Annotated in this window: 2 protein-coding genes; both read left to right on the plus strand. The window is 64.6% G+C overall.

All coding sequences use genetic code 11. From position 1 onward, the window contains the following. The first annotated feature begins 32 nt into the window (after positions 1 to 32). Positions 33 to 1,565: an IS21 family transposase gene (gene istA / locus H8A95_RS42540; RefSeq protein WP_420839545.1), complete on the plus strand. Its 1,533-nt coding sequence runs from the start codon at positions 33 to 35 to the stop codon at positions 1,563 to 1,565. Continuing rightward, positions 1,562 to 2,404: an IS21-like element helper ATPase IstB gene (gene istB, locus H8A95_RS42545; RefSeq protein WP_229172495.1), complete on the plus strand. Its 843-nt coding sequence runs from the start codon at positions 1,562 to 1,564 to the stop codon at positions 2,402 to 2,404. The genes istA and istB overlap by 4 nt, the downstream gene beginning before the upstream one ends. The last annotated feature ends 113 nt before the right edge of the window (positions 2,405 to 2,517 follow it).

Here is a 2,517-nt window from a genome sequence, read left to right on the forward strand (position 1 = left end):
TTGATTCGTCTCGACAAGAGGGAATCGATGCCTTGCCTGGCCTCCACATCACCGACCACCAGATGAGGCTGTACATGACCTACCGACAGACACTGTCCCCCGAGGCCGCCGCGGCCAAGGCGGGGTTCTCGAAGGCAAGCGCGTATCGAATCGAGGGCGATTGTCGCCCGCCATCGCAGAAGAAGACGCCGAGGGGCCGGCGCCGGTCCGATCCGCTCGCGCAGTATTGGGAGGCCGAGATCGTTCCGATCCTGAAGGCTGCGCCCGGCATCCGCGTGATCGGCGTGCTGGACGAGCTGCGCCGACGGCATCATGACCTGAACCCGAACATCCGCCGCACGCTGGAGCGGCGCATCAACGCCTGGCGGGCGCTCAACGGCCCCGAACAGGACGTGATCTTCCGCCAGCAGCACGAGCCCGGCCGCCTGGGTCTGTCCGACTTCACCGACGTGAGCGCGCTCGGTATTACCATCGCGGGTGAGCCGCTCGATCACCGGCTCTATCACTTCCGGTTGGCGTTCTCCGGCTTCGAGCATGCCCATGTCGTGCTCGGCGGCGAAAGCTTCGTCGCCCTGGCGGAGGGCTTGCAGAACGCGCTGTGGGCGCTTGGCGGCGTGCCGCGGGAGCATCGCAGCGACAGCCTGTCGGCAGCGTTCCGCAATCTGACCGCCGACGCACGGGAGGATCTGACGCAGCGCTACGCCGGGCTGATGGGCCACTATGGCATGGCGCCAACGCGCAACAATGCGGGCATCGCACATGAGAACGGCTCGATCGAGAGCGCGCACGGCCATCTCAAGCGGGCACTGGAAGATGCGCTGTTGCTGCGGGGGACGCGCGACTTCGCCAGTCTCGATGCGTACCGGGCTTTTGTCGACGAGATTGTCGGCCGGCGCAACGCCAACCTCGCCAAGCCGATCGCGCTCGAGAAGGAGGCATTGGCGCCGCTGCCAAAAGGCCGCACGACCGACTTCGAGGAGAAAGTGATCCCGGTGACGTCGTCAGGCGGCTTCATCCTGCGGCGCGTGTTCTACACCGTGCCTTCAAGATTGATCGGCCATCGCCTGCGTGTGCGCATCTTCGACGACCGGCTCGAATGCTTCCTTGGCGTCACACCGGTCGTGACGTTGCGGCGCGGTCGGCCTGTGTCCGAGAGTCAGGGCGGTCATGTCGTGGATTACCGGCACGTCATCCATGCCCTGCGGCGCAAGCCGATGGCGCTCCTCAATCTCGTTTATCGCGACCAACTCTTCCCGCGTGCAGCTTACAAACGTCTGTTCGAGACCTTGCGGGAGCATGGTGATGACCGGCGCGCCTGCAAGGTGACGGTCGAGCTTCTGGCGCTGGCTCACGAGCGCGCCTGCGAAGCAGAACTCGCCGAGGCGATCGCGCTGGATCTGGACGCCGGACAGTTACCCGATCTTGCCGCGCTGCGCGACCGCTTCCGACCCGAGGCGGCCTCGATCCCGCGTGTCGCCGTCAAGCTGGCGCCGCTCGACGTCTACGATGAACTCGCCTCCGTCAGCGTCATGTCGGGCCGCTCGAACCTGGGAGAGGCAGCATGACCGGTATCGCCACCTCCGTCGATGCTGCCCGTGTCGAGCTGCTTCTCAATGAGCTCCGCCTGCCGGGCGTCAAGGCGATCTGGCCGAAGCTCGCCGCACAGTCGGACAAGGAAGGGTGGCCTGCCGCCCGCTTCCTCGCCGCCCTTGCCGAGCACGAGGCCGCCGATCGCACCCGCCGTCGGATCGAGCGACACATGGTGGAAGCGCGTTTGCCCGCCGGCAAGACGCTCGCAACCTTCGACTTCGAAAGCGTGCCGATGCTATCAAAGGCACAGGCGATGGCGCTCGCCGCCGGCGACGCCTGGTTGAAGGCCGGCGCCAATTTGCTCTTGTTCGGTCCACCGGGCGGCGGCAAGACCCATCTCGGCGCGGCGATCGGCCTGGCTCTCGTCGAGAACGGTTGGCGCGTTCTCTTCGCGCGAACCACTGATCTGGTGCAACGGCTGCAGGTCGCGCGGCGCGAGCTGGCGCTGGAGTCCGCGATCGCCAAACTCGATCGCTATGACCTCCTGATCCTCGACGACATCACATATGTGAGCAAGGATCAGGCGGAAACCAGTGTGTTGTTCGAGTTGATCGCCGCCCGCTACGAACGACGCTCGCTGCTGATCACGGCCAATCAGCCATTTGGCGAATGGGGGCGTATCTTCCCGGACCAAGCAATGACGTTGGCTGCCATCGATCGTTTGGTCCACCACGCCACGATCCTCGAGATGAATGTCGAAAGTTACCGTCGAAAAGTTGCCCTCGATCGCAAGCGCGGTCCAGGCCGGCCGCCTGTTCACACTACCCCAAACGAACTCGACAAGACTTTGATTGACGCTGGCAGCGCCACTTGATTGTCGCGCAGCGTCAATCAACGCTTGCCAAGTCGACGGCCAGCGTCAATTATCTCCTGACTCGGCCGCCTCGTCTCATCTTGATTGACGCGCCGCTCTCATCCTGATTGTCG

It is taken from the genome of Bradyrhizobium oropedii (assembly GCF_020889685.1).
Lineage (GTDB): Bacteria > Pseudomonadota > Alphaproteobacteria > Rhizobiales > Xanthobacteraceae > Bradyrhizobium > Bradyrhizobium oropedii.